This is a genomic window from Edwardsiella sp. EA181011 (assembly GCF_000800725.1).
Taxonomy (GTDB): Bacteria; Pseudomonadota; Gammaproteobacteria; order Enterobacterales; family Enterobacteriaceae; genus Edwardsiella; species Edwardsiella anguillarum.
Genome location: NZ_CP011364.1, coordinates 1557619 through 1583745, shown reverse-complemented (window position 1 = coordinate 1583745; position 26127 = coordinate 1557619). Strand labels below are relative to the sequence as shown.

The following is a 26127-nucleotide window of genomic DNA, read 5'->3' as shown; positions in this document are numbered from 1 at the left end:
TCCCTGCCCGCTGACGCCGGCGGGGATTTTTTATGGCCGCCGCCCTCGCGCGCGAGTTCCCGGTAACATTTCTGCAATTCCGAACTATTAGCACGGAATTCCGATTTTTCCACGTGCGATATCTCAAATTATTAATTAGTCGTATAAATAACCAATATTTTTATTGCTCCAGGTCATATATTCTAAAAAAGTATTACTGAATATTCGTATTCTTGTCTTTTGTAACACTTCACACCTGGCATAAGGAAATGATCCATGAGTAGTCCAATCCCACCCAGCGCCCCGCCCACGGAACAGCGCGTCGGCTTCGGCGCCTATATCGCGCTGATCTTCGCAATGGTATTCTTCTCCGGCCTGCTGGGCGGAAAAGAATGGTACGGCGTCTTCGACTTCACCACCCTCAACGGCGCATTTGGTAAGGTGGTCAGCGGCGTCAGCAGCGCCGGCGATGCGGTGAACGCCGCCACCAGCACCTTCCGCGGTAAGGGTGGCTCCGGTGCCATGGACGGATTTCTGTTCGCCTTTGGCCTGATCCCGGCGGTCATGTTCGCCCTGGGGATGATCAACGTGCTGGAGCACTACGGCGCGCTCAACGCGGCCCGTAAGCTGCTGACGCCGCTGCTGCGCCCACTGCTGGGGATCCCCGGCGCCGCCGGCCTGGCGATGATCGGCTCACTGCAGAGCACCGACGTCGGTGCCTCGCTGACCCGCAACCTCTCCGACGAAGGACAGATCGCCGAACACGAGCGTGACGTCTTCACCATGTTCCAGTTCTCCGCCGGCGCCATGATCACCAACTTCTTCTCCTCCGGCGCGGTGCTGTTCACCCTGATGACCCTCGACGGCACCCCGGCGGTACCGGCCTCTATCGGCCTGTGCGTGGCGGTTATGTTCGTGATGAAAATTTTCGGCGCCAACCTGATGCGCCTGTACCTGCGCCTGACGACACGTAACAGCGCAAAAAATGTAACCCATCCGGCACAGGGAGAAGCCTAATGTCTGCACCTATTTCTACCTCCGCATCGAAGCCCATGATCACCGACGTCTTCGTCGCCGGCGCGCGTAAAGGCTGGAACATTGCTACCACCAGCACCCTGCCCAACGTCTTGATGGCCTTTGTGCTGATCAAGGCCCTGGAGATCACCGGCGCCCTGAAAGGGATGGCGCTGGTGTTTGGCCCGCTGATGGGGCTGTTTGGCCTGCCGGGTGAGGCCGCCGCCGTGCTGATCGGCGGTTGGATGTCCATGGGCGGCGGCGTGGGCGTTGCCGTGGCGCTGTTCGACCAGGGTATCCTCACCGGAACCCATCTGGCGATCCTGGCGCCGGCCATCTACCTGATGGGCTCCCAGATCCAGTATGCCGGGCGTATCCTCGGCGTTATCGGCACCGCCGCCAAACGGATCCCGGTGATGATCGGCATCTCCGTCATCAACGCCTTCATCGCCATGCTGCTCATGCGCGTAATTCTGTAACTCAAGGAGAGATCGAATGATACAGCTGGAACAGTATCTGGACGAACTGCGCAGTGTGGTCAACGTCGACTGCGGCACCCAGACCCGCGACGGTGTCGCCCGGGTCGCCGACATCTTTGCCGGCCTGTACCGCGACGCCGGCTGGCACGCGGAGCGGGTCGATCTCGGCGATCAGGTCGGACCGGGGGTCTTTGTCACCAACCAGCCGCAGGCCGATCGCTACGATGTGCTGCTGGTCGGCCATCTGGACACCGTCTTCCCTCCGGGCACCGCCGCCGAGCGTCCGCTGAGCGTACGCGATGGCCGCGCCTACGGGCCGGGCGTCTCGGATATGAAGAGCGGCCTGCTCAATATTCTGTGGGCCCTGCGTGGTCTGGAGGAGCGCGATCGCCAGCGCCTGCGCATCGCCGTCGCCATGAACCCGGATGAAGAGACTGGATCCGTCCACTCCCACGCCTGGATTGGCGAGCTGGCCAAGCGCAGCGGCTGCGTGCTGGTGTGCGAAGCGGCGCGCGCCGACGGCTCCCTGGTCAAGGCACGGAAAGGTATGGCCCGCTATCGCCTCGACTTCCAGGGCGTCGCCGCCCACGCCGGTAACGATCCGGAGAAAGGACGCTCGGCGATCACCGCCCTGGCCCACGCCATCATCGCCGTCAACCAGCTGGGCGACAGCGACAAGGGCACCACCCTCAACGTCGGGGTGATCAGCGGCGGCGACGCGGCAAACATCGTGCCCGACCACGCTCAGGCCGTGGTCGATCTGCGCTTCTGGTGCAACGATGAGTATCAGCGCGTCAATCAGGCGCTGCAGGCCCGCTGTCAGCAGCCGTTCCTGGACGGCGTCAGCTGCACGCTGCAGCAGGATGCCCACACCCCGGCCATGGCGCCGTCGGGCGATACCGAAGCCCTGATGGCCCGCGTCGAACAGGCGGGGCGTGAAGAGGGGATCGCCATCACCTGGCAGGCGGTGGGCGGCGGCTCCGACGCCAACCACACCGCGGCGCTGGGGATCCCGTCGCTGGATGGCTTTGGCCCGATCGGCGCCGGCTTCCACAGCCCGGCCGAATACCTGGAGCTGGAGAGCGTCGCCCCGCGCATCCGTCTGCTGCGCCGAGTGATCGCCGGCCTGTAATCCCCCATCAACGAGACCCGGAGGTCGTGCCAAGCACGGCCTCCGTTTTTTATCCCCCTCCCTGCGGCGATCCTGCGCGGCGAAGCGACAAGCTGAGAGCCTGGTTACAAACTCACCACTATTTCTGTGCCATAGTTAACGATGGGTTCTGACCAAAAGGAGGGCTTATGTTCCCAGAGTATCGTGATCTGATCTCCCGTTTGAAAACCGAAGACGTCCGATTTGCCACCCTGTTCCATGAGCATAACCAGCTGGATCATGAAATCAGAAGGGCCGAAAACAGACCCGGCGCGCTATTCAATGAGCAGATCGCCGCCATGAAGCGCGAAAAACTGAGGATCAAGGATGAGCTGTACCAGATCCTGCGCAGTGAGGAGGCGGTCAGTTGATCGTTACACCGCGGACATAAAAAAACCCGCCATATGGCGGGTTTTTTGCATCGGTGAAACGGCAGCGATTAGTGCTGACCTTTCACTTCTTTCAGACCGTTGAACGGTGCAGCCGCGCCCAGCGCTTCTTCGATACGGATCAGCTGGTTGTACTTGGCAACGCGGTCAGAACGGCTCATGGAACCGGTCTTGATCTGGCCTGCCGCGGTACCTACCGCCAGGTCAGCGATAGTGGCATCTTCGGTTTCGCCAGAACGGTGAGAGATGACAGCGGTGTAGCCAGCATCTTTCGCCATCTTGATCGCCGCCAGAGTTTCGGTCAGAGAACCGATCTGGTTGAACTTGATCAGGATAGAGTTGGCGATGCCTTTCTCGATGCCTTCTTTCAGGATCTTGGTGTTGGTTACGAACAGATCGTCACCCACCAGCTGCAGCTTGTCGCCCATCACTTTGGTCTGGTAAGCGAAACCGTCCCAGTCAGACTCGTCCAGGCCGTCTTCGATAGAGACGATCGGGAACTCTTTGGTCAGACCTTCCAGGTAGTGAGTGAACTCGTTAGAGGTGAAGGATTTGCCTTCGCCTTTCAGTTCGTACATACCGGTTTCTTTGTTGTAGAACTCAGAAGCGGCGCAGTCCATCGCCAGGGTAACATCTTTACCCAGCACGTAACCGGCTTTCTCAACGGCTTCTTTGATGGCAGCCAGCGCAGCGGCGTTGGATTCCAGGTTCGGCGCGTAGCCACCTTCGTCACCCACGGCGGTGTTCATGCCTTTGGCTTTCAGAACTTTAGCCAGGTTGTGGAACACTTCAGAACCGATGCGTACCGCTTCTTTCAGTGTCTTAGCGCCAACCGGCTGGATCATGAACTCCTGGATGTCGACGTTGTTGTCGGCGTGCTCACCGCCGTTGATGATGTTCATCATCGGCAGCGGCATGGAGTATTTGCCCGGAGTGCCGTTCAGTTCGGCGATGTGCGCGTACAGCGGCATGCCTTTAGCGGCAGCGGCAGCTTTCGCGTTAGCCAGGGAAACCGCCAGGATGGCGTTAGCACCGAACTTGGATTTGTTTTCGGTACCGTCCAGTTCGATCATGATCTGGTCGATGTTAGCCTGGTCTTTCGCGTCTTTGCCGATGATGGCTTCAGCGATCGGGCCGTTGACGGCGGCAACCGCCTTCAGGACGCCTTTACCCAGGAAACGTGACTTGTCACCGTCGCGCAGTTCCAGCGCTTCGCGAGAACCGGTAGAAGCACCTGACGGCGCAGCAGCCATACCGACGAAACCGCCTTCCAGATGAACTTCGGCTTCTACAGTCGGGTTACCGCGGGAGTCGATGATTTCGCGACCGATGACTTTAACGATTTTGGACATTAGGTTTTCCTCGATACAAGTTAAACTAAAACTCCAGACGACAGACGCGGAACAAAAGTCCCGCGCCTGCCCATAATCACTTATTTCACCTGACGTTTCTGGTATTCCGCCGCCGCTTTAACAAAGCCGGAGAACAGCGGATGCCCATCACGCGGGGTGGAGGTGAACTCCGGATGGAACTGCGAGGCCACGAACCACGGGTGGTTAGGCAGCTCGATGATCTCCACCAGGCTATTGTCCGCTGAACGGCCGGAGACGCGCAGACCCGCGGCTTCGATCGGCTTCAGCAGCATGTTGTTCACTTCGTAGCGATGACGGTGACGCTCCACAATGCTCGGCGCATCGTACAGCTGGCGCGCCAGCGTACCGTCCACCAGATTGCACTGCTGACCGCCCAGGCGCATGGTACCGCCCAGATCACTGTCTTCGCTGCGCATTTCAACGTTACCTTCTTCATCACGCCACTCGGTGATCAACGCCACGACCGGGTATTTGCAGTCCGGCATGAACTCCGTTGAGTTGGCGCCTTCCATGCCCACGACGTTGCGGGCAAACTCCATCAGGGCAACCTGCATACCCAGGCAGATGCCCAGATACGGGATATTGTTTTCGCGCGCATAGCGAGCGGTGGCGATCTTCCCTTCAATGCCGCGATAGCCGAAGCCACCCGGCACCAAGATAGCATCCAGATCTTTGAGGATCTCGGTACCTTTGGTTTCGACATCCTGCGAGTCGATCAGCTTGATATTCACGCTGACGCGATTTTTCAGCCCACCGTGCTTCAACGCTTCGATCACCGACTTATAGGCGTCCGGCAGCTCGACGTACTTGCCGACCATCCCAATGGTCACTTCGCCGGCGGGGTTGGCCTCTTCAAAGATAACCTGTTCCCACTCGGAGAGATTCGCCGCCGGGCAGGCCAGATTGAAGCGTTTGCAGATAAACTCATCCAGCCCCTGCGACTTGAGCAGCCCCGGGATCTTGTAGATGGAATCTACGTCTTTCAGGGAGATAACCGCTTTCTCCGGTACGTTACAGAACAGCGCGATCTTCGCGCGCTCGTTGGCCGGAATCGCGCGATCGGAGCGGCAGATCAGCACGTCAGGCTGGATACCGATAGAGAGCAGCTCTTTCACGGAATGCTGGGTCGGCTTGGTCTTCACCTCACCGGCGGCCGCCATGTAGGGTACCAGGGTCAGGTGCATGAACATGGTGTGCTCACGACCGACGTCGACCGCCAGCTGGCGGATGGCCTCCAGGAACGGCAGCGACTCGATATCACCGACGGTGCCACCGATCTCAACCAGAACCACGTCGTGGCCCTCGCCCCCTTCCAGGATGCGCTCTTTGATGGCGTTAGTGATATGCGGGATCACCTGAACGGTGGCGCCCAGATAGTCGCCGCGGCGCTCTTTACGCAGCACATCGGAGTAGATGCGCCCGGTGGTAAAGTTATTGCGACGGGACATTTTGGTACGAATGAAGCGCTCGTAGTGACCCAGGTCCAGATCGGTTTCCGCGCCGTCTTCGGTAACGAAAACTTCCCCGTGCTGGATCGGGCTCATGGTACCCGGATCGACGTTGATGTACGGGTCGAGCTTCATCATGGATACATTGAGGCCACGGGCTTCAAGAATGGCCGCCAGGGAGGCTGCGGCAATGCCTTTACCCAGAGAGGATAAGACCCCGCCGGTCACAAAAATATAATTCGTTGTCATGCTGAACCTGAGAGTTAGGTTTAAAGACGATGGAAGAACCAGGACGGGACAGTAGTATACCCGAAGGTTTTATTTGCCACAAACGATCTGATCCCGTCCGCGCCGTTTTCTGCGCCCAAACACCGCCTGCAATAATCTTCTTTTACTTCTTAAACAACAAGATACAGAGAAAAAACGCCAAAAAATCCCATTAATCTCTGTCGCAGCGTATCAAACAGCCAAAACAAAACGGAAAACCACCGTCGCCGCGGCGCGCCACCCTACTGTTTTTCTTGCTGTTTTACCTGCTGCCACGCCGCTTCCATCTCCTCTAGCGAGGCGCTATCCAGCGTCTGTCCACCGGCGATTATCGCCTGCTCGACCGCGCGGAAACGGCGCTCAAACTTACGGTTGGCCTCCTGCAGTGTGGTTTCTGCACGACAGCCGAGATGACGCGCCAGATTGACCGTGGCGAACAGCAGATCCCCCACCTCCTCACTCAGGCGGGTCTGATCCACCACCGCCTGCTGCGCCTCATCCATCACTTCGTCTATCTCTTCGTAAACCTTGCCCAGCACCGGCCCCAGGGTGTCCCAGTCAAATCCCACCGAGGCACAGCGCCGCTGGATCTTGTCGGCGCGCATCAGCGCCGGCAGCGCCTGCGGAATATCATCCAGCGCTGAGTCCATCGCCTTTTGCGCCCGCTCCCGCTGCTTACGCTGCTCCCAGCGCGCCACGGACGCCTGCGCCGTCCCGTCATACTCCGCGTCGAACACGTGGGGATGGCGGCGTTCCAGCTTGTCGCAGATGCTTTGACACACGTCATCAAAGTCGAACAGCCCCTGCTCTTGAGCCATCTGCGCATGGAACACGACCTGAAACAGCAGATCGCCCAGCTCTTCTTGAAGTCCATTGAAATCGCTGCGCTGAATCGTGTCAAGCACTTCATAGGTTTCTTCCAGCGTATAGGGCGCGATTGTGGCAAAAGTTTGACGTAGATCCCAAGGACAGCCCCGCTGCGGATCGCGCAGCGTGCGCATAATCGTCAACAATCGTTGCATGGCAGGTGTGGTCATCGGTGTTATTCCCGCAGTAAAAAAGAGAGCGACGCCAGCCGGCCCAACCCGGGCCGGCGCGTCAGACAGTGGGGAGGCGGCCCCGGACTTACTCCGCGCCGCCGCGTCCGCCGTTCAGACGACGCGCGTCCAGCACGTCCGGCAGCTGATTCAGCTTGGCCAGCACCCGGCCCAGCACCTGCAGGTTATAGATCTCTATCTCCATATCGATGGTCGCCATCTGCTGCTTGGTATCGCTGCGGCTGGCGACCCCCAGCACATTGACCTTTTCGTTGGCCAATATGGTGGTGATGTCGCGCAGCAGCCCACTGCGATCGTTGGCGGTCACCCGCACCACCAGCGAATAGCCGCTGGAGTAGCTCTCGCCCCATACCGCGTCGATAATCCGCTCCGGCGCGTGGCGACGCAGCTCATCCAGCTGGTCGCAGTCGACCCGGTGAATGGAGATCCCGCGCCCCTGGGTAATGAAACCGACGATCTCATCGCCGGGGATCGGCTGACAGCAGCGGGCGATGTGGTGCATCAGGTTACCGACCCCTTCGACCACTACCCGGCCGCTGCTCTTGTCGCTGCGTACGCTGGACTGCCCCTTCTGGGTCAGCTGCTTCAGCGCCTCGCGATCGGCCTCCTCCGCGCTGGGCTTGTTGATCTTGCCCTGCAGGAAGTTGACCATCTGGTTCAGGCGGATATCGCCGCCGCCGATGGCGGCCAGCACCTCGTCCAGGGTATGCACGTTGTAGCGCGGCAGCAGCAGCTTTTCCGCCTCTTTCAGGCTGATCCCCAGACGGGCCAGCTCGTCATCCAGAATCTGGCGCCCGGCCAGGATGTTCTTATCGCGATCGAGCTTACGGAACCAGTTGTGGATCTTGGCGCGCCCGCGGCTGGTGGTGACATACCCCAGGTTCGGGTTCAGCCAGTCGCGGCTCGGGTTAGGCTGCTTCTGGGTGATGATCTCCACCTGATCGCCCATCTGCAGTTGATAGGTAAAGGGGACGATGCGCCCGCCGATCTTGGCACCGATGCAGCGGTGGCCGACGTCGCTGTGGATATGGTAGGCGAAGTCGAGGGGCGTGGAGCCGGCGGGCAGATCGATAACGTCGCCTTTGGGGGTAAAGACATACACCCGATCGTCCAGCACCTGGCTTCTCACCTCGTCGATCATCTCGCCGGTGTCGGCCATCTCCTCCTGCCAGGCCAGCAGCTTGCGCAGCCAGGCGATGCGGTTATCGTAGCCGGAGCGGCCGCCCGCCTGCGGCCCCTCTTTGTATTTCCAGTGCGCCGCCACGCCGAGCTCGGCGTCCTCGTGCATCTGGCGGGTACGGATCTGGATCTCCAGCGTCTTGCCGTGCGGCCCGAGCACCACCGTATGGATCGACTGGTAGCCGTTGGGCTTGGGGTTAGCGACATAGTCATCGAACTCGCTGGGCAGGTGACGGTAGTGAGTATGCACTATCCCCAGCGCCGCGTAGCAGTCCTGCAGGCGCTCGACCACCACCCGCACCGCACGCACGTCGAACAGCTCGTCAAAGGCCAGGGATTTCTTCTGCATCTTGCGCCAGATGCTGTAGATGTGCTTGGGGCGACCGTAGATATCCGCCTTGATCCCCTCCTCGGCCATCGCCCCGCGCAGGTCGCGCACAAAGTCGTCGATAAACTGCTCGCGATCGATGCGCCGCTCATGCAGCAGCTTGGCGATGCGCTTGTACTCATCCGGATGCAGGTAGCGGAAGCAAAAGTCCTCTAGCTCCCACTTCAGCTGGCCGATCCCCAGCCGGTTGGCCAGCGGAGCATAGATGTTGAAGCTCTCCTTGGCCGCCAGCACGCGCTCCTCTTCCGGCGCATCCTTCACCTCGCGCAGGTGGGCGATGCGCTCCGCCAGCTTGATCACCACGCAGCGGAAGTCCTCTACGATGGCCAGCAGCATCCGGCGAATGTTATCCACCTGCTCTGACCCGGCCGCCCCGCTCTGGGTAGCCTTCAACTCGCGGATGGCGTCCATCTCCAGCACCCCGCGCACCAGATCGGCGATGGAAGAGCCAAAGTCCTCGCGCACCCGGGCGTCATCGATCACCGCACCGTCCACCAGCGGGAACAGCAGCGCGGCGCGCATGCTGTCATTATCCATGCTCAGGGTGGAGAGGATCTCGACCATTTCGACGCCGCGCCACAGCAGCAGCGGCGCCGCGGCGTTACCGGCGGTTTTCTCCTGACAATAGCGCCAGGTGGCGGTGAGACGCTCACACGACTCAGAATTGGACAGGTTCAGGCTTGCCACCCACTGCTCGGGGACAAATTCACCAGCCGTATTCAAATGAGCACTTCTTACCGCGACCATGGTTCTCTCCCTCTCGACTACTGTCTATCAAATGCCTATTGCGCCGCCGATTCAAACAGCGCCATCGACTCCAAATGCCCCGTGTGGGGAAACATGTCCAGCATACATAAACGCGTCAACCGATAGCCGCCCTGCAGCAGCGTCTTACTGTCCCGGGCTAGCGTGGTCGGGTTACAAGAGACATAGACTACCCGACGCGGCGCCAGGCGAACGATATGCTGCATCACCCCGGGGGCGCCGGCGCGCGCCGGATCGAGCAAAATCTTGTCAAATCCCTGTGCCGCCCAGGCCTGACGCGTCACGTCCTCCTCCAGATTCTGATGGAAGAATTCTACATTACTCAGCCCGTTGTTACGTGCATTATTCTGCGCCGTCGCCACCAGCTCGGGAACCCCCTCGACGCCCACCACCCGCTGGGCGCGGCGCGCCAGCGGCAGGGTAAAGTTGCCCATGCCGCAGAACAGATCCAGCACGCGCTCATCGGCCCTGACATCCAGCCAGGCCAGGGCCTGTTCGACCATCTGCGTATTTACCGCGGCGTTCACCTGGATAAAATCCTGCGGGTTAAAATCCAGGCGGATCCCGTCGATCTGGTAATAGGGCGCCTCGCCGAGCAGGCGCTGCGGTGCGCCGCCGTCGCTCAGGTACAGCGTGAGCCCGCGCTGGCGGGCAAAGGCGCCCAGGGCCTCCCGATCCGACAACGCGAGCGGATCCAGATGGCGCAGCACCATCAGCGGCCCATTGTCGGCCAGCGCCAGCTCCAGGTGTCCCAGACGGCGCCGCGCGCGCAGCGCCGACAGACACTCGCCCAGCGGCAGCAGCAGCGCCTCCAGCGCGGGCGCCAACACCGGGCAGGCCTTCAGGGCCACCAGGTCGTTAGAGGCCGCCTGACGGAACCCCAGCACCACCCGCTGCGTCCTCGCGTTAAACTGTAGCCCAAAGCGGGCGCGCCGCCGGTAGCCATAGGGCTCTCCGGCGATCACCTGCGGCGCCATATCCACCCCGGTCTCACGCGCCATCAGACGCTGTAGCGCCTGCGACTTGCTCTGCTGCTGCAACGCGATCGCCGCATGCTGCTGCTGACAGCCGCCGCAGACGCCGGCGTGGGGGCAGCGCGGCGCCACCCGCTGCGGGCTGTGGCTGATTAAACGCGTAACCCGCCCGCGGGAAAACTGGCGTTTCTCCTCGCTCAGGATGACCTCGGCCTCCTCGCCGGGCAGCAGTCCGCTGATAAACAGCGTCTTGCCCTTATCGCGCGCCACCCCCTGGCCAAAGGCATCCAGATCGGTGGCGGTCACAATCAGGTTTTTCCGGGTCGCGGTACGGCGCCCCGGTGTGTAAAATTGAGCCATGTCGATTGCTTATCTGTGCGGTGGGTTAAGCCGGGGCTTACCCCAATAATAGTTTGCCGCCAATTCTCCCACATCGGAACGCCATGACCAAATACAGCCTGCGGGCGCGCATGATGATCCTGACGCTGGCCCCGACGCTGCTGATCGGGCTGCTGCTCAGCACTTTCTTCGTCGTGCACCGCTACAATGAACTGCAGGATCAGCTGGTCGACGCCGGCGCCAGCATCATCGAGCCGCTGGCCGTCGCCAGCGAATACGGCATGACCTTCCGCAGCCGCGAGGCGGTGCGCCAGCTGATCGGCCTGCTGCATCGGCGTCACTCGGACATTGTGCGCGCCATCGCAGTCTTTGACAGCCAGAATAATCTGTTCGTTACCTCGAACTATCACCATAACTACGCCATGCTGCAGCTGCCGGACGGCAGCCCGCCGCCGACCGATCTGATGCTGAGCAAACGCGGCGACGCGCTGATCCTGCGTACCCCGATCATCTCCGAAAACCGCCTGGCGGAAGATAAAAACGCCGTCAGCGCGCCGCTGGGCTATATCGCCATTGAGCTGGATCTGCGCTCGGTGCGCCTGCAGCAGTATAAAGAGGTCTTTGTCGCCACGCTGCTGCTGCTGATCAGCATGTGCATTGCGCTGCTGTTCTCCTACCGTCTGATGCGCGACGTCACCGGCCCCATCCGCAACATGGTCAACACCGTCGATCGTATCCGCCGCGGTCAGCTCGATAGCCGCGTAGAGGGACACATGCTGGGTGAGCTGGATATGCTGAAAAACGGCATCAACTCGATGGCGATGTCGCTGACCGCCTACCATGAGGAGATGCAGCAGAACATCGACCAGGCCACCTCCGATCTGCGTGAAACCCTGGAGCAGATGGAGATCCAGAACGTCGAGCTGGATCTGGCCAAGAAGCGCGCCCAGGAGGCCGCTCGCATCAAGTCCGAGTTCCTGGCCAACATGTCCCACGAGCTGCGCACCCCGCTCAACGGCGTGATCGGCTTCACCCGCCAGGTGATGAAAACGCCGCTGAGCGCCACCCAGATAGATTACCTGCACACCATTGAACGCTCGGCCAACAACCTGCTGACCATCATCAACGACGTACTGGACTTCTCCAAGCTGGAGGCCGGTAAGCTGGTGCTGGAACACATCCCGTTCATGCTGCGTGAAACCATTGACGAGGTGGCGACCCTGCTGGCGCCCAGCGCCCATGACAAGGGGCTGGAGCTGACGCTCAACGTGCGCAACGACGTTCCGGAGCATGTGCTGGGGGATCCGATGCGCCTGCAGCAAGTGCTGACTAACCTGCTGGGCAACGCGATTAAATTTACCGAAAAGGGCAACATCGACATCCGCATCGAGCTGCGCAGCCAGACCGCCCAGGCCGTCGAGCTGGAGGTACAGGTGCACGATACCGGCATCGGTATCTCCGAGCGTCAGCAGTCCCAGCTGTTCCAGGCCTTCCGCCAGGCGGATGCCAGCATTACCCGCCGCCACGGCGGCACCGGTCTGGGGCTGGTGATCACCCAGAAGCTGATCAACGAAATGGGCGGCGACATCGCCTTCCACAGTCAGCCCCACAAAGGGTCGACCTTCTGGTTCCATATCCGCCTGGAGCTCAATCATAACGCGCCCCCCTCCAGCCTGCCGCTGGAGCGGCTGCAGGGCCAGACCCTGCTGTACATCGAAAGCAACCCGGTGGCGGCGCAGTGCACCCTCGATATGCTGAAGGTCACCCCGCTGCAGGTCACCTACTGCCCGCAGTTCGCCCAGGTGATCCCGGACAGCCACTACGATATCCTGCTGTTCGGCCTGCCGGTCAAGACCTCTCTCACGACGGAGTCGACGCAGGAGAAGCTGAGCCAGGCGCTGTGCCTGGCCGACCGGGTGATCCTGGCGCTGCCCAGCCACACGCTGCACGACAGCGATACCCTGAAGGCCCGCGGTATCCGCAGCTGCCTGTTCAAACCGCTCGCCAGCAGCCGACTGCTGCCCGCACTGATGGATAACGCCCTGCCGCTGCGGGCGCCGCAGGTGATCTCTCCGCACGGCGCCCGCCTGCCGCTGACGGTGATGGCGGTAGACGATAACCCGGCCAACCTGAAGCTTATCGGCGCCCTGCTCGGCGAGCTGGTGCAGCATACCCTGCTGTGCCACAGCGGTGAGGAGGCGCTGGCGGCGGCGCGCGAACGCCATCTGGATATCATTCTGATGGACATCCAGATGCCGGAGATGGACGGCATCCGCACCACGGAGCTGCTGCGCCAACAGGCGCGCCACGCCACCACGCCGATCATCGCTGTCACCGCCCATGCGATTAACGGCGAACGTGAGCGTTTACTGCGCGCCGGAATGGATGACTATCTGGCCAAGCCGATCGACGAAAACATGCTGCGCCAGCTGCTCAACCGCTACAGCGGCGAGCGCCCCAGCGCGCCTGTCCCGGCAGAGCCGGATAGCGCCGATGTCTCCCTCGACTGGGGCCTGGCGCTGCGCCAGGCGGCCAATAAAGCCGATCTGGCGCGCGACATGCTACAGATGCTGCTCGCGTTCCTGCCCCAGGTCCGCGAGCGGATCGCCCGCCAGCTGGCGGGCGAGCAGGACGGCGACCTGTGCAGCCTGATCCACAAGCTGCACGGCAGCAGCAGCTACAGCGGGGTGCCGCGCCTGCGCAGGCTGTGCCACTATCTGGAGCAGCAGCTGCGCCACGGTACGCCGGCCAGCGATCTGGAGCCGGAGTGGCTGGAGCTGCTGGATGAAATGGACAACGTGACCCGCGCCGCGCAGGGCTACCTCACGCCGGTGCCGGGCGACGAACAGTAAATATCTCCCGGCATCGCCGGGGGATGGTCTCTACGCCGATAAGGCTGCCCGCATCGCCACGGAGACGTCAGGCGCCGCCGGGCCGTGGATCGCATTAGGGGCAAGAGACAAAAAAAACGGCGGGCCGCGGCCCACCGTTTCTTCTCCGCCGCCGTCGCCCGGCGCCGCGGGGGTCACCCCTCCGCGATCACCGTCGCACAGGCATAGCGTCGCTCATCGGCCAGCGACACGTGCAGCGAGGCGATCCCTAACTCGGCGGCCAGCTCGGCCGCGCGCCCGTGTAAGATCAACCGTGGCTTGCCCAGCGCATCGTTAGCCACCTCAAACTGGGCAAAGGCCAAGCCGTGGCGGATACCGGTCCCCAACGCCTTGGCCGCCGCCTCTTTGACGGCGAAGCGCTTGGCCAGATAGCGTACCCGCTGGGCATGCGTCAGATACTGCTGCCACTCCGCCGGCGAAAGCACCCGCCGCGCCAGCTGATCGCCGCTGCGCTCAACCACCGCCGCGATGCGAGCGATCTCGACGATATCGGTACCCAGCCCCACAATAGCCATCAGCGACGCGCGTCCAGCAGCAGCTGCTTCATGTCGCGCACCGCCAAATTCAGCCCGTCGAGGGCCGCGCGGCCGATGATGCTGTGGCCGATGTTCAGCTCATGCATCTGCGGCAGAGCGGCCACCGCCTGCACGTTGTGGTAGGTCAGACCGTGCCCGGCGTTGACCTTCAGGCCACGCGCGTGCGCAAAGCGCGCCGCCGCGGCAATCCGCTCCAGCTCCGCCGCCTGCGCCAGCGCACTGGGCGCATCGGCATAGGCGCCGGTATGGATCTCAATGTAGGGCGCACCGACGGCCACCGCGGCCTCGATCTGGCGCTCATCGGGATCGATAAACAGCGACACCTGGATTTCGGCGGCGCTCAGACGCGCCACCGCCGCCGCGATCTTGTCGCGCTGACCGGCGACGTCCAGGCCCCCCTCGGTGGTCACCTCCTGGCGCTTTTCCGGCACCAGGCAGCAAAAGTGCGGCCGCAGCTCACAGGCGATCGCCACCATCTCCTCGGTCACCGCCATCTCCAGGTTCATGCGGGTCTGGATGGTCTGACGCAGCAGCCGCACATCGCGGTCGGTGATATGCCGACGGTCCTCGCGCAGGTGTACGGTGATGCCGTCCGCCCCGGCCTGCTCGGCGACGAAGGCCGCCTGTACCGGATCGGGATACTGAGTCCCGCGCGCGTTGCGCAGGGTCGCGATGTGATCGATGTTAACGCCCAGCAGAATATCGGCCATGACAGCTCCTCAAGGATGATCGGTCGGGATAACCCGGTTATCAGACATCATATTACCCGCCAACGGACGGCTGACAAGTGCCGCCGGGCTAGCCTGATGCAGTGTAACGCCGGGCGCGCCGCCGGACGCAGGACAGCGGCGGGGAAAACAGGGGGACAGTCGGCGTCAGGAGGGCCCCGGCGAGGCCGGGCGACGCGGGGAGAACTGACGGAACAGCTCACGGCTTTTCAGAGGCTTACCGCCCAAGTAGGGCTTTAAGGCCATGCGGGTAAAGCGCTTGGCGGCGCGCAGGGAGGCGCCGTCGGGGAATTCGCGGCTGGCCAGCGCCTTCAGATCGCGTCCGGTGAAGCTGAGCTGATCCACCACCAGGCTGGCGATAAATCCCTTCTCCTCGCGGTAGCGGTAGCGGTAGGTCATCGTATCGGCCACCGGCTCGCCGGAGCCCGCACAGTGCAGAAAGTCGACGCCGTAACCCAGCTGGGCCAGCAGCGCCAGCTCAAAGCGGCGCAGCGCCGGCTCCGGTGAGCCCGCGTGGGCGGCCAGATGTTGAATGCAGTGCAGATAATCGAAGAACAGGGCGCTGTAGCAGGTCTCCTGCTCCAGCACTCGCGCCAGCAGTTCGTTGACGTACAGGCCGCTGTAGAGGGTGATACCGCTGAGCGGCAGCGCCAGGGAGACGGCCTCGGCGCTGCGCAGGGTCTTTACCTCGCCCCGGCCGCCCCAGCGGATCAGCAGCGGCGTAAAGGGCTGCAGCGCCCCCTTCAGCAAAGAGCGGCGGCTGCGCGCCCCTTTGGCCAGCAGACGTACCCGACCATGCCCCTCGGTGAACGTATCCAGCATCAGGCTAGTTTCACTGTAGGGCCGTGCGTGCAGCACGAAGGCGCGTTGCCAGCCGTCCATCGTCTGGTTTACAGATCGTCGACGTAACCCAGGCTACGCAGCGCACGCTCGTCGTCCGCCCAGCCGGATTTCACCTTAACCCACAGCTCAAGATGCACCTTGGCGTCAAACATCGCCTCCATGTCCTGGCGCGCTTCGATACCAATGGTTTTGATCTTGCTGCCTTTGTTGCCGATGACCATCTTCTTCTGGCCATCGCGCTCCACCAGGATCAGACCGTGGATGTCATAGCCGCCGCGCTCGTTCGGCGCAAAGCGTTCGATCTCTACGGTGACCGAGTAGGGCAGCTCCTCGCCGAGGAAGCGCATCAGTTTTTCACGGATGATCTCAGAGGCCATAAAGCGCTGGGAGCGATCGGTGATGTACTCCTCCGGGAAATGGTGCTCCGCCTGCGGCAGACGCTGGCGCACGATGCGCGCGATAGCGTCCACGTTGGTGCCCTTCTCCGCCGAAATCGGCACCACGTCCAAAAAGTTCATCTGCTGGCTCAAGAACTGAATGTGCGGCAGCAGCGCGGTCTTGTCGACCACGTTGTCTACCTTGTTGATCGCCAGGATCACCGGGCACTTCAGATCGCGCAGCTTGTTGAGCACCATCTCGTCATCCGGCGTCCAGTGGGTGCCTTCCACCACAAAGATCACCAGCTCGACATCGCCGATGGAGCTGCTGGCCGCACGGTTCATCAGGCGGTTAATGGCCCGTTTCTCCTCGATGTGCAGCCCCGGGGTATCGACATAGATAGCCTGGTACGGGCCCTCCGTATGAATGCCCATAATGCGGTGACGAGTGGTCTGCGGCTTACGCGAGGTGATGGAGATTTTTTGCCCCAGCAACTGGTTCAGCAGCGTTGATTTACCGACATTGGGACGGCCAACGATGGCAATAAAGCCGCAGTAGGTTTTTTCTTCGCTCATTCAAGCTCCAACTGTTTTAACGCCTGCTCGGCGGCGGCCTGCTCGGCCTTGCGCCGGCTGGAGCCGACGCCGACTACCGGCGCGGACAGCCCGCTGACCTGGCAGTGAATGGTAAACTCCTGGTCGTGCGCCTCACCGCGCACCTGCACCACCAGATAGGAGGGCAGCGGCAGATGGCGACCCTGCAGAAACTCCTGCAAACGCGTCTTGGGATCCTTCTGCTTGTCGCCCGGGCTGATCTCCTCCAGACGGGAGCGATACCAGTCGAGGATCAGACGCTCAATGGTCTGAATATCGCTGTCGAGGAAAATGCCGCCGATCAGCGCCTCTACGGTATCCGCCAGGATAGACTCACGGCGGAAGCCACCGCTCTTCAGCTCGCCCGGCCCCAGACGCAGGCACTCGCCCAGATCGAACTCACGCGCCATTTCGGCCAGGGTGTTGCCGCGCACCAGCGTGGCGCGCATCCGGCTCATATCGCCTTCATCCACCCGCGGGAAGCGGTGATACAGCGCATTGGCGATCACAAAGCTCAGGATCGAGTCACCCAGAAACTCAAGCCGTTCATTATGTTTACTACTGGCGCTGCGGTGGGTCAGCGCCTGCATCAGCAGATCCTGCTGTCTAAAAGTGTAGCCCAGCTTACGCTGAAGCCGGTTTATTACGATGGGGTTCATGAGATACCAATAAATTCAGAATGCGTCAAAAACCGCAGCATACGGAACAGGCCTGCCTTGCCATAAGCCAATCCAAAGCTGTTTCGTTTGCAGTGGCCCCCGCGCGGGGGGCCAAACGTGTCACGGGAATATTCTACAACGACTGACCGGAGATTGCTGCGTAATTACGGGGGTTATTTAATGAATTCCACCAATCCGCTCCAGCCGGACGCCGGTTGGCCACTGGCCTTCCTGTTTCTTAAAGCTCATCCAGATCGCCGTGGCCTTACCGACCAGATTTTTCTCCGGCACGAAACCCCAGTAACGGCTGTCGGCGCTGTTGTCGCGGTTATCACCCATCATAAAGTAGTGGCCCGGAGGGACGATCCAGGTGCCCTCGGGCTGACCCGGCTGCTGGTAGTAGCGGGAGACCATATCCTGCGCCTGCGGCACGGTCAGGATGCTGTGGCTCACCGTACCCAGCGTCTCCTGACGCTGATACATGCGGTAGCCGTTCGGCACGCTCTGATCGATGGGATACTGATAGAAACCGCTGCTCGGCTCGTTGGCGCTCATCTGATTAAAGGTCTGCACCCATTCGCTCGGGCGCGACGGACTGTAGGTGATAGGCAGCAGCCGATCGCACTGCTCGCCCTGCTGGCAGGCTGGATACACCGTCAGCTCCTTGCTGTAGGGGTCGTACACCACTTTGTCGCCCGGCAGACCGATGGCGCGCTTGATGTAATCCAGACGCGGATCGAGCGGATACTTGAACACCACGATATCGCCGCGCTTGGGATGCCCGGTCGGGATCAGGGTGGTCTGGGTCACCGGATCCTTCAGCCCGTAGGCAAACTTCTCCACCAGAATAAAGTCGCCGATCAGCAGCGTCGGCATCATCGAACCGGAGGGGATCTGGAACGGTTCGTAGATAAAGGAACGGATCACCAATACCAGAGCCAGCACCGGGAACACCGATACGCAGGACTCGATCCAGCCCGGCGCCTTGACGGCCTGGCGGGCGCTCTGCGCATCCAGCCCCTGCTCGGTCTGGCTGTTAATCTGCGCCAGGCGGGCACGCCGCGCCGGCGCCAGTTTGAAACGGTCGATACACCACACGATACCGGTTACCAGCGTGGCGATAACCAGGATCAAGGCAAACATATTTGCCATGTCCATCACTCCTTAAAATCAATGCTTATAAACGCAGCGGGCGCGGTATCAACCGCGCCCGCCAGGCTAACGATCAGTCCTTGCCGACGTGCAGAATGGCCAGGAACGCTTCCTGCGGCAGCTCGACGTTGCCGATCTGCTTCATGCGTTTCTTACCCTCTTTCTGCTTCTGCAGCAGCTTCTTCTTACGGCTGATGTCGCCGCCATAGCACTTGGCCAGTACGTTCTTACGCAGCTGCTTCACCGTCGCTCGAGCGATGATCTGGTTACCGATCGCCGCCTGAATGGCGATGTCAAACTGCTGGCGCGGGATCAGCTCTTTCATCTTCTCGACCAGCTCACGGCCACGCACATTGGCGTTGGCGCGGTGGGTAATCAGCGCCAGCGCATCGACGCGCTCGCTGTTGACCATCACGTCAACCCGCACCATATCCGAGGCCTGGAAGCGCTTGAAGCCGTAATCCAGCGACGCATAGCCGCGCGAGGTGGACTTCAGACGGTCGAAGAAGTCCAACACCACCTCGGCCATCGGGATTTCATAGGTCAGCGCCACCTGATTACCGTGGTAGACCATGTTGGTCTGCACGCCGCGCTTCTCGATACAGAGCGTAATCACGTTACCCAGGAACTCCTGCGGCAGCAGCATATGGCACTCGGCGATCGGCTCGCGCAGCTCCTGAATATTGTTCACCGCCGGCAGCTTGGAGGGGCTGTCCACGTAGATCACCTCGTTACGGGTGGTCTCCACCTCATACACTACCGTCGGCGCGGTGGTGATCAGATCCAGATCGTACTCACGCTCCAGACGCTCCTGAATGATCTCCATGTGCAGCAGGCCGAGGAAGCCGCAGCGGAAGCCGAAGCCCAGCGCCGTCGAGGTCTCCGGCTCATAGAACAGCGAGGCGTCGTTCAGGCTCAGCTTGCCCAGCGCATCGCGGAAGGCATCATAGTCATCGGAGCTGACCGGGAACAGCCCGGCGTATACCTGCGGCTTCACCTTCTTGAAGCCCGGCAGGGCGACGTCCGCCGGGTTGCGGGCCAGGGTCAGGGTATCGCCCACCGGCGCACCGTGGATATCCTTGATGGCGCAGACCAGCCAGCCGACCTCGCCGCAGTTCAGCACGTCGCGATCGACCTGTTTCGGGGTGAAGATCCCCAGACGATCGGCGTTATAGGTCTGCCCGGTGGTCATCACCTTGACCTTATCGCCCTTGCGCAGCGTACCGTTCTTAATACGGATCAGCGACACCACGCCGAGGTAGTTATCGAACCAGGAGTCGATGATCAGCGCCTGCAGCGGCGCCTCTGGATCGCCCTCCGGCGCCGGAATATCGCGCACCAGACGCTCCAGCACATCGCCGACGCCAACGCCGGTCTTGGCCGAGCAGCGCACCGCATCGGTGGCATCGATGCCGACGATGTCTTCGATCTCCTGGGAGACACGATCCGGATCGGCGGCGGGCAGGTCGATCTTGTTCAGTACCGGCACCACTTCGAGATCCATTTCGATGGCGGTATAGCAGTTGGCCAGGGTCTGGGCTTCAACCCCCTGCCCGGCGTCGACCACCAGCAGTGCCCCTTCACAGGCGGCCAGCGAACGGGAGACCTCATAAGAGAAGTCCACGTGTCCCGGCGTATCGATAAAGTTGAGCTGATACACCTGTCCATTCTGCGCCTTATAGTCGAGCGTGACGCTCTGGGCCTTGATGGTGATACCGCGTTCGCGCTCCAGATCCATGGAGTCCAAAACCTGGGCCTCCATCTCACGGTCTGACAGACCGCCGCAGAGCTGAATGATACGGTCAGACAGCGTCGACTTACCGTGGTCAATGTGCGCGATAATGGAGAAATTGCGTATGTTCTTCATTATTAATATATATGCCTGATGATTTCTGAATTACTCGCCTAAGGACACGCGGACGGGCTCAAAGCGATGATTTGGGTTAAGTGGCGCCGGGCGCCGAATCGCTGCATTTTACACAGCCCATCGGCCAAAACCTAGCGCTTCACTCGCGATTGGGTGGATTCGTTATGCTACACAGCTGGGTGGACGGCAGCGCCACCTGCAGCAGCACCGGTTGATAGGCCTCGCCCTGCGTCATACGGCGCGCCCAGCGGCGAGCCAGGATAAAACCGAGAACGCCGCCGGCCAGGGCACAGAGCGCGCTAGCACCATCCGATCCCAGCCACAGCTGACCGGCAGCGCCGCCGCCCAGCAGCCCGACCAATGGCGTAATATAAACCAACAGCGCAGAGCGTAGCACGCTGGCCTCCTGCAGGCCGATTTCGACCCGCTGCCCCGGCTGCAGCGGCTGGCTAACGGCCAACCTCAGCTGATGCCGGGTCTGCGGCCCCAGCTCGGCCAGCGCCGCGCTGCCGCACCCCTGACGGGCCCGGCAGCCGCTGCACCCGGCGTGCGCCTCGCACTGCAGCAGGGCCTCCCCCTGCCGCCAGCTGATCACCGTAGCCCACTCACGCATCATCGCGGCATTACCGGCTGAAACGGACGGAGGCGGCGATGCGCTTGGCGGTCATCGGCGGCAGCTCGCCCACCACGCTGATTTCGGCGTTATTGCGGGTTTCGGTATGAATGGTCCGCCGCCCCTGACGCAAAAACTGATCGTCGCGGCTATCGCCGGTCGTCGGACTGACGTTGACAGAGAAGCTGAACAGCCCGTCGCTATACAGACGAGACTCGACCGGTTCGGACAGAGAAGGCAGGGTTCGACGACTGCGGGAAACCTCTTTGAAACCGTCGGGCACCCAGGCGGTACGCCAGCTGAAGCTGACGTGCTCGGCCGGCGGCAGGCGCAGCAGCGGCGGCAGGGTCAGACGGCTAAAGCTACGCATCTCGTTGGCCACCTGCTGTCCCACGTCAAAGGCGATGACCCGGAACTGCTCCAGCGTCTCACCGTCGCGATCGAGCAAATCCACCCGCAGCGGCAGCTTGGAGTCCTCATCGATCCAGACGATATAGCTAAAGCGCATGCCGTCGCGCGACACCACCCGGATCACCTCACAGGGGCGATCGGCTACGCGGGTGCGTCCAACGGAGATGAAGTTGTAGTAGGGCGCCAGCTGAGCAATATCGGCAAAGATCACCGACGGCAGCGCATCGACAATGTGATCGCCGGCCAGGGTAAAGGGCTCCAGGCCCGGCTCAAAGTAGCTGACCTCATTGCCGCGCAGCACCACCTCGCGCCGCGGGCCATCCATCTGCAGCAGCTGCGCCAAGGCCTGCTGGTTTTCCAGTGCGTGACGATAGCGCAGCGACTCGACGCCCTGCTTGGTGATATTGATGAACGCCAGTTCGTAATTGAGTGACTGGCTGGCCTTGTTCATCTGCTGCAGCATCAGCCCCGGCGCAGTATCCTGGGCCAGGGCGGAAGAGGAGATAAACAGGCTGCCGGTCAACAGACTCAGGGCAAACCAAATGTGCTTCATTACTGCTGCTGAGTTCCCAATGACAGCGTGCCGGGCACCTGGATAGACGCCTGCGCGTTGCTATCCTCGGTCTGCAGCTGTTCAGCGTGGAGACGGCGCTGCAGCTCATAGTCCTGCAGGATCGCATTGATGCGCTTGCGCTGCTGCTGGATCTGCTGCTGCGCGTTGTTGCCCTCGCTCGGCACGCCAAAGCTCACCGGCGACGCCTGTCCACCCAGCGGCAGGGTGTTGAAGACCGGCGACTCGGGTTCGGAGACACCCTCAAGAGGCTTGTTGTAATGCTGCACGCCCAGCAGCACCGCCAGGGAAACACCGGCGGCGATCCCCATCTGGGAGATCTGCCCCGCCCACGGACGCACCCGGCTCCAGAATGGCATGCGCTGCCAGGCGGACGGCTGTGGCTGAGACTCAGGAATGGCGTTGGGCACCAGACGCACCGGCTCGTCCTCCAGCGCGGCGGCGATGCGATCGGTGAGATCGATCTGCAGCGTCTCACCCACGTCACCGCGCAGGGTGTCACGGATCAGGTGGTAACGCTGCCAGGTCTGCTGCAGCTCAGGCGCCTTGCTCAGTGAGCCGATCAGCTCGCTGTCCAGCAATTCGCCATCCATTAGAGCCGAAAGTTTTTCTTTCTGCATGCCTTATACCCTTTGCTGTGTCCGCATGACTAACGCTGAATCAGCGGCTGAACTTTACTGTCGATCGCTTCCCTGGCGCGGAAGATACGTGAACGTACCGTACCGACCGGACAGTCCATGATAGCCGCTATCTCTTCATAGCTGAGGCCATCCAGCTCCCTGAGCGTAATCGCCAGGCGCAAATCCTCTGGCAATGACTCAATGGTGCGAAAAACGATCTTCTTTAGCTCATCTGACAACATTAAGTTCTCAGGGTTCGAAATTTCTTTCAGCGCGCTGGCGCCTTCAAAGTTTTCGGCTTCGACCGCGTCCACGTCGCTTGACGGTGGGCGGCGCCCCTGAGCAACCAGATAATTTTTGGCCGTATTCACGGCAATACGATAGAGCCAGGTATAAAACGCACTGTCACCGCGGAACGACGCCAGCGCGCGATAGGCCTTGATGAACGACTCCTGCGCCACATCCGGCACATCGCCGGGCGGAACATAGCGGGACACCAGGCTCGCAACCTTATTCTGGTAGCGCGCTACCAGCAGGTTAAACGCCTTCTTGTCCCCCTTCTGGACGCGCTCGACCAATACCTGATCCGTTAACTGCTCGCTCATCCGAGGTAATGTCTCCCCAAATCTGTCTCCACGTATGAAATAGATCGCCAGTCGTCAAAAAAACTGAGCAAGCATTGAATTAGAGTTCATACGCGCCCAAAAGTTCCCTGCCCGTTATTTTTATCCTGCGGGCACACGATCCGCCGCCCACGCCGGGGCACAGACATCCGCCCAGCGGTGCTCCGTTACCCGATGCAGAGTCGATACGCCTTGGCAATGAGTGGCTGGACGCAACAGCCTAACACGATTTTTCTGATTCGGCTGCCCCCTGACTACGGCGGCGACAAAATTCAGAGTAGAGACACAGGGTTACCCCCGGCGCTGCGCCCTGCGGCGCGACAAACGGCGCCCCGGCGACCGGGGCGAGGGACACGCGCTAAAAAATCGGGCGCCCCAAGGGCGCCCGACGATGCTCCGTGAACCGCGGTCTGACTCAGGCGGCCTGCGGCGCACCGGCGTTGCGGGCTCCCGCCGGCAGCAGCAGCGCCACCAGCAGCGCCAGCGCAGACGGCAGCACCCAGGCCATACCGTCGGCGGCCAGCGGCATGGTACGCATCTGCCACGCCAGCAGCTCGCCCAGCCAACCGCTCTCGGCGCCGGCAGCGCGGGCGCCATCCATCAGACTGCACAGCAGAGCGACCAGCATCACCAGGCGATAGCCCAGCAGCGGATTACGCAGCCAGCGGCGGATGAAGGTCAGCACCACCAACGCGATCGCCAGCGGATAGAGCGCCATCAGCACCGGCACCGACAGGGCGATCAGACGGCTCAGGCCCACGTTGGCCACCACCGCACAGATCACGCACAGCAGCACCACCCACTGACGGTAGCGCAGCGGCGTCAGGGTTGAGAAGTAGTCGGCGCAGGCGCTCACCAGCCCCACCGCCGTGGTCAGACAGGCCAGCAGCACCACCAGCGATAGGATCCACTGCCCCGGCTGGCCGAACAGCGCCTGCACATAGGCCGCGAGCACCACCCCGCCGTTGCTCGCGCCCGGTGCAACGCTAGACGAGGTCGCCCCCAGCCAGAACAGGGAAACGTAGACAAAGGCCAGGCCGATAGCGGCGATCACCCCGGCGATGCTCAGATAGCGGAAGCAGGCGCGCGGCGCCGTGACTCCCTTGCCGCGCAGCACGTCCACCAGCAGCATGCCAAACATCAGGGCAGCGAAGGTATCCATGGTGTTATAGCCACCGATAAAGCCCTTGCTGAAGGCCATGGTCTGGTAGGCTTCCACCGGAGCGACGATCTCGCCCTGCGGGCGCAGCAGTACGCCGAGCGCCAGCACCACCAGCAGCAGAAACAGCATCGGCGTCAGCAGTTTACCCACGCTGTCGATCAGCTTGCCGCGGCTCCAGGCCAGCGCCAGCGTCACCACAAAGAACAGCGCCGTAACGACCATCTGCGCCCCGTCCAGGGTCACGCCGCCGACCTGCAGCGCGCTGTCGCTCTGGCTCCCCAGCAGCGGACGGATCGCCATCTCAAAGGCCACCAGGCCGGTACGCGGCGCGGCGAAGGCCGGCCCGATGATGATAAACAGCAGCACGGCGGCAAAGGTGCCGGTGCCGCGCGGTAAATCGCGGGTCATCGCCGGCAGGCCGCCGCCGGCGCTGGCGACGGCGATAATGGACACCAGAGGCAGGCCGACGGCGGTCAGCAGGAAGCCGCCCATGGCGTACAGCACATTCTCACCGGCCATCTGGCCTTCCAGCGGCGGAAAAATAATGTTGCCGGCGCCCAGGAAAAAAGCAAAGGTCATTAACCCCAGCCCCAGAGTGTCAGCCATCGATAAACGTTGTTGCATATTCTGCCCTCTTATCTCTCTTACCCAACCGTCTACGCCGCAGAAACGCACGGGGGTGCCGCATCAAAACGCGGTCTGTCCAGAAGTAAACTCAGGTATGTGGCAATAAAGCGGGTGCGATGTATTGGATTTGTCCCTGAATCCCGTAAATACCCCTGCCCTCGGACCAGGATATTATGGACAGGATACGCCTGCCCTGTGAGGAATATTGGAATATCATGCTGATTAAAGCAACAGCACTAGAAGAAAAGGTAGAAATCTTTCGTCATGTCGCGAAAAATGCAGGAGTATTCGCTGGAATCATCGCGAATATCCAGTGTATTCGACTGTATGCTCGCGGGGATGCGTCCGAACAGAAGCAGCGCCCGCCGCACCGGTTTATCGGCGCGATCGCGCACCCATGTCCGGCGTAGCAGGTGCCAGCCGTGCGCCGTCCCCTCCCTGATCACCGGCTCGGCGACCTCGACGGGCAGCACCAGCGCCAGGCGCCCATCTGCGCAGCCCAGCGCGGCGGCGTGCCGCAGCAGCGTCGCATGATCCAGGGAGTCCGTATAGCGCGCCGTCGCCCGGGCCGCCGTACGACAGGCGATGCCCGGCGTAAAATAGGGTGGATTGCTGACGATCAGATCGTAGCGGCGTCCGCACCCGGCGCTAAACGCCTGCAGAGAGAGCGTATGCATGGTCAGCCGCGTCGGCCAGGGCGAAGCCAGAAAATTCTCCTGCCCCTGCGTCGCCGCGTCGGGCTCAATCTCCACGCCGTCAACCTGCGCCGCGCTGCGCTGTGCCATCATCAGCGCCAACACCCCGCTGCCGCTGCCGATATCCAGAATATGCCGTTCATCGCCGCGCAGGGGTAGCCAGGCCCCAAGCATAATGCTATCGGTACCGACCTTCATTTCACAGCGATCGTGGGCGACAAAGAAACGCTTGAGGGTAAATCCGTTGCGCGGCAGGGGCGCGGCGGAGGGCGGATGCGGCACAGCAGGCTCCTTGGGACTGAGAGAGTAACGCGCATAACATACCCGCGCCGCCGTAAAAAAGGAATGGCCATCGC

The 26127-nt window shown here is 61.7% G+C and carries 23 protein-coding genes; 5 read left to right on the top strand and 18 right to left on the bottom strand.

Features of this window, described 5'->3' with window-relative positions:
* Positions 1-255: 255 nt before the first annotated feature.
* The 4 genes from QY76_RS06965 (at position 256) to QY76_RS06950 (ending at position 2993) form a co-directional block, all read left to right on the top strand.
* A complete protein-coding gene (locus QY76_RS06965) occupies positions 256-996 on the top strand; it encodes a nucleoside recognition domain-containing protein (protein ID WP_034164108.1) in 741 nt (246 codons plus the stop codon).
* Positions 996-1472 (top strand): YjiG family protein, encoded by a 477-nt coding sequence (locus QY76_RS06960; protein ID WP_015462165.1) that lies wholly within the window; start codon positions 996-998, stop codon positions 1470-1472. Before QY76_RS06965 ends, QY76_RS06960 begins: the two co-directional genes overlap by 1 nt.
* Before the next feature lie 16 nt (positions 1473-1488).
* Positions 1489-2604: a M20 family metallopeptidase gene (locus QY76_RS06955; RefSeq protein WP_034164107.1), complete on the top strand. Its 1116-nt coding sequence runs from the start codon at positions 1489-1491 to the stop codon at positions 2602-2604.
* 167 nt (positions 2605-2771) lie between these two features.
* Entirely contained in the window at positions 2772-2993 is a 222-nt protein-coding gene (locus QY76_RS06950) for a YdcH family protein (protein WP_005289369.1), read from the top strand.
* 68 nt (positions 2994-3061) lie between these two features.
* On the opposite strand, the gene eno is transcribed toward QY76_RS06950, so the two are convergent.
* From eno to rlmD, 5 genes are all read right to left on the bottom strand, one after another.
* Positions 3062-4363, bottom strand: a complete 1302-nt coding sequence (gene eno / locus QY76_RS06945) for a phosphopyruvate hydratase (RefSeq protein WP_005289371.1) — start codon at positions 4361-4363, stop codon at positions 3062-3064.
* Positions 4364-4443: 80 nt separating this feature from the next.
* The gene (gene pyrG, locus QY76_RS06940) at positions 4444-6081 is read right to left on the bottom strand and encodes a glutamine hydrolyzing CTP synthase (RefSeq protein WP_045425776.1); all 1638 of its coding nucleotides are present in this window, start codon (positions 6079-6081) and stop codon (positions 4444-4446) included.
* Between the two features lie 260 nt (positions 6082-6341).
* A complete protein-coding gene (gene mazG, locus QY76_RS06935; protein WP_034164103.1) occupies positions 6342-7136 on the bottom strand; it encodes a nucleoside triphosphate pyrophosphohydrolase in 795 nt (264 codons plus the stop codon).
* An 88-nt stretch (positions 7137-7224) separates the two neighbouring features.
* Positions 7225-9471: a GTP diphosphokinase gene (relA, locus tag QY76_RS06930; RefSeq protein ID WP_045425772.1), complete on the bottom strand. Its 2247-nt coding sequence runs from the start codon at positions 9469-9471 to the stop codon at positions 7225-7227.
* A gap of 35 nt (positions 9472-9506) precedes the next feature.
* Positions 9507-10823 carry a 23S rRNA (uracil(1939)-C(5))-methyltransferase RlmD gene (gene rlmD / locus QY76_RS06925; protein WP_049648779.1) on the bottom strand — a complete coding sequence of 439 codons (1317 nt, stop codon included), beginning with the start codon at positions 10821-10823 and terminating at the stop codon, positions 9507-9509.
* Positions 10824-10906: 83 nt separating this feature from the next.
* Here rlmD and barA point away from each other — a divergent pair, with 83 nt between their 5' ends.
* Positions 10907-13654: a two-component sensor histidine kinase BarA gene (barA, locus tag QY76_RS06920; RefSeq protein WP_045425769.1), complete on the top strand. Its 2748-nt coding sequence runs from the start codon at positions 10907-10909 to the stop codon at positions 13652-13654.
* A 173-nt stretch (positions 13655-13827) separates the two neighbouring features.
* Here barA and acpS read toward each other — a convergent pair whose 3' ends face one another.
* The 13 genes from acpS to QY76_RS06855 all read right to left on the bottom strand — a co-directional run bounded on the left by acpS (position 13828) and on the right by QY76_RS06855 (position 26053).
* A complete protein-coding gene (acpS, locus tag QY76_RS06915) occupies positions 13828-14208 on the bottom strand; it encodes a holo-ACP synthase (RefSeq protein ID WP_034164098.1) in 381 nt (126 codons plus the stop codon).
* Positions 14208-14939, bottom strand: coding sequence for a pyridoxine 5'-phosphate synthase (gene pdxJ / locus QY76_RS06910; protein WP_034164097.1), 732 nt, complete (start codon positions 14937-14939; stop codon positions 14208-14210). Before pdxJ ends, acpS begins: the two co-directional genes overlap by 1 nt.
* Positions 14940-15104: 165 nt before the next feature.
* Entirely contained in the window at positions 15105-15839 is a 735-nt protein-coding gene (gene recO / locus QY76_RS06905; protein WP_045425765.1) for a DNA repair protein RecO, read from the bottom strand.
* A gap of 8 nt (positions 15840-15847) precedes the next feature.
* Complete coding sequence (era, locus tag QY76_RS06900) at positions 15848-16753, bottom strand: GTPase Era (RefSeq protein ID WP_012849548.1); 906 nt, start codon at positions 16751-16753, stop codon at positions 15848-15850.
* Positions 16750-17430, bottom strand: a complete 681-nt coding sequence (gene rnc / locus QY76_RS06895; protein WP_034164094.1) for a ribonuclease III — start codon at positions 17428-17430, stop codon at positions 16750-16752. Before rnc ends, era begins: the two co-directional genes overlap by 4 nt.
* 177 nt (positions 17431-17607) lie before the next feature.
* Positions 17608-18582, bottom strand: a complete 975-nt coding sequence (gene lepB / locus QY76_RS06890) for a signal peptidase I (RefSeq protein ID WP_034164093.1) — start codon at positions 18580-18582, stop codon at positions 17608-17610.
* A gap of 73 nt (positions 18583-18655) precedes the next feature.
* On the bottom strand, positions 18656-20449 hold the full coding sequence (gene lepA / locus QY76_RS06885) for a translation elongation factor 4 (protein ID WP_034164091.1): 1794 nt from the start codon (positions 20447-20449) through the stop codon (positions 18656-18658).
* Positions 20450-20588: 139 nt separating this feature from the next.
* Entirely contained in the window at positions 20589-21065 is a 477-nt protein-coding gene (gene rseC / locus QY76_RS06880) for a SoxR-reducing system protein RseC (RefSeq protein WP_045425755.1), read from the bottom strand.
* Positions 21066-21072: 7 nt separating this feature from the next.
* On the bottom strand, positions 21073-22026 hold the full coding sequence (gene rseB, locus QY76_RS06875; RefSeq protein WP_034165586.1) for a sigma-E factor regulatory protein RseB: 954 nt from the start codon (positions 22024-22026) through the stop codon (positions 21073-21075).
* Positions 22026-22664: an anti-sigma-E factor RseA gene (gene rseA, locus QY76_RS06870; RefSeq protein WP_034165585.1), complete on the bottom strand. Its 639-nt coding sequence runs from the start codon at positions 22662-22664 to the stop codon at positions 22026-22028. The genes rseB and rseA overlap by 1 nt, the downstream gene beginning before the upstream one ends.
* A 29-nt stretch (positions 22665-22693) precedes the next feature.
* Positions 22694-23269, bottom strand: coding sequence for an RNA polymerase sigma factor RpoE (gene rpoE, locus QY76_RS06865; RefSeq protein ID WP_034165583.1), 576 nt, complete (start codon positions 23267-23269; stop codon positions 22694-22696).
* Between the two features lie 433 nt (positions 23270-23702).
* A complete protein-coding gene (gene brnQ, locus QY76_RS06860) occupies positions 23703-25073 on the bottom strand; it encodes a branched-chain amino acid transport system II carrier protein (RefSeq protein ID WP_034165582.1) in 1371 nt (456 codons plus the stop codon).
* A 239-nt stretch (positions 25074-25312) separates the two neighbouring features.
* Positions 25313-26053 carry a tRNA1(Val) (adenine(37)-N6)-methyltransferase gene (locus QY76_RS06855; RefSeq protein WP_045425752.1) on the bottom strand — a complete coding sequence of 247 codons (741 nt, stop codon included), beginning with the start codon at positions 26051-26053 and terminating at the stop codon, positions 25313-25315.
* Between the last annotated feature and the right edge of the window lie 74 nt (positions 26054-26127).

Excerpts from the sequence above, each read along its gene's own strand:
- recO (WP_045425765.1), bottom strand. The coding sequence starts at position 15,839 with ATGGACGGCTGGCAACGCGCCTTCGTGCTGCACGCACGGCCCTACAGT.
- rlmD (WP_049648779.1), bottom strand. The coding sequence starts at position 10,823 with ATGGCTCAATTTTACACACCGGGGCGCCGTACCGCGACCCGGAAAAAC.
- relA (WP_045425772.1), bottom strand. The coding sequence starts at position 9,471 with ATGGTCGCGGTAAGAAGTGCTCATTTGAATACGGCTGGTGAATTTGTC.
- rseB (WP_034165586.1), bottom strand. The coding sequence starts at position 22,026 with ATGAAGCACATTTGGTTTGCCCTGAGTCTGTTGACCGGCAGCCTGTTT.
- era (WP_012849548.1), bottom strand. The coding sequence starts at position 16,753 with ATGAGCGAAGAAAAAACCTACTGCGGCTTTATTGCCATCGTTGGCCGT.
- lepB (WP_034164093.1), bottom strand. The coding sequence starts at position 18,582 with ATGGCAAATATGTTTGCCTTGATCCTGGTTATCGCCACGCTGGTAACC.
- QY76_RS06965 (WP_034164108.1), top strand. The coding sequence starts at position 256 with ATGAGTAGTCCAATCCCACCCAGCGCCCCGCCCACGGAACAGCGCGTC.
- brnQ (WP_034165582.1), bottom strand. The coding sequence starts at position 25,073 with ATGCAACAACGTTTATCGATGGCTGACACTCTGGGGCTGGGGTTAATG.
- barA (WP_045425769.1), top strand. The coding sequence starts at position 10,907 with ATGACCAAATACAGCCTGCGGGCGCGCATGATGATCCTGACGCTGGCC.
- rseA (WP_034165585.1), bottom strand. The coding sequence starts at position 22,664 with ATGCAGAAAGAAAAACTTTCGGCTCTAATGGATGGCGAATTGCTGGAC.
- pyrG (WP_045425776.1), bottom strand. The coding sequence starts at position 6,081 with ATGACAACGAATTATATTTTTGTGACCGGCGGGGTCTTATCCTCTCTG.
- rseC (WP_045425755.1), bottom strand. The coding sequence starts at position 21,065 with ATGATGCGTGAGTGGGCTACGGTGATCAGCTGGCGGCAGGGGGAGGCC.
- QY76_RS06950 (WP_005289369.1), top strand. The coding sequence starts at position 2,772 with ATGTTCCCAGAGTATCGTGATCTGATCTCCCGTTTGAAAACCGAAGAC.
- pdxJ (WP_034164097.1), bottom strand. The coding sequence starts at position 14,939 with ATGGCCGATATTCTGCTGGGCGTTAACATCGATCACATCGCGACCCTG.
- eno (WP_005289371.1), bottom strand. The coding sequence starts at position 4,363 with ATGTCCAAAATCGTTAAAGTCATCGGTCGCGAAATCATCGACTCCCGC.
- QY76_RS06960 (WP_015462165.1), top strand. The coding sequence starts at position 996 with ATGTCTGCACCTATTTCTACCTCCGCATCGAAGCCCATGATCACCGAC.
- rpoE (WP_034165583.1), bottom strand. The coding sequence starts at position 23,269 with ATGAGCGAGCAGTTAACGGATCAGGTATTGGTCGAGCGCGTCCAGAAG.
- mazG (WP_034164103.1), bottom strand. The coding sequence starts at position 7,136 with ATGACCACACCTGCCATGCAACGATTGTTGACGATTATGCGCACGCTG.
- QY76_RS06955 (WP_034164107.1), top strand. The coding sequence starts at position 1,489 with ATGATACAGCTGGAACAGTATCTGGACGAACTGCGCAGTGTGGTCAAC.
- rnc (WP_034164094.1), bottom strand. The coding sequence starts at position 17,430 with ATGAACCCCATCGTAATAAACCGGCTTCAGCGTAAGCTGGGCTACACT.
- lepA (WP_034164091.1), bottom strand. The coding sequence starts at position 20,449 with ATGAAGAACATACGCAATTTCTCCATTATCGCGCACATTGACCACGGT.
- acpS (WP_034164098.1), bottom strand. The coding sequence starts at position 14,208 with ATGGCTATTGTGGGGCTGGGTACCGATATCGTCGAGATCGCTCGCATC.